The 475-nt window shown below is 54.9% G+C and carries 1 protein-coding gene; it reads left to right on the top strand.

Annotation, left to right across the window (positions count from 1 at the left end; genetic code table 11):
• Nucleotides 1-142: 142 nt before the first annotated feature.
• On the top strand, nt 143-475 hold a 333-nt coding region (locus tag HMPREF2617_RS11540; protein WP_168168320.1), incomplete at its 3' end, for a helix-turn-helix domain-containing protein.

Below are 475 nucleotides of genomic sequence, written 5' to 3' on the forward strand. Positions count from 1 at the left end.
GGCTCTTTTGGAATGAAAAAGGGCCATGCCGAGTAACCATCCCAGTAGGTTTCTGTTCCTGAGAAATGTCCCATCTTCGTTTGGCCGCGAGGTCCGGGACTTGGTTTTTCAGGAAGGGACCAGAAAGTAGATGACAATCAGCATGACCACGATCGAAACTATCAGACAGCTCGATGACGAGGGAATGTCCCGACGAGCGATCGCGAAGGCGGTATCGGTATCTCGCGCTACGGTCGATAAGTACGTCAACCAGGACGATTTCAGCCCTATCCCGCCAGTTAAGTTACATAAGCCAGGATCACTAGCGCTCGGTGAGACGTTGTGTGCCGTGATTGATCGGTGGCTTGAGCAAGATCAGCGCATGCCGCGCAAGCAACGCCACACTGCGCAGCGCATCTGTGACCGGCTTGCCGCCGAACATGGATATACCGGCTCGTATTCGCCGGTACAGCGCTACGTCAAGCAGTGGAGGCAG

It is taken from the genome of Corynebacterium sp. HMSC070H05, assembly GCF_001837615.1.
GTDB classification, from domain to species: Bacteria; Actinomycetota; Actinomycetes; order Mycobacteriales; family Mycobacteriaceae; genus Corynebacterium; species Corynebacterium coyleae.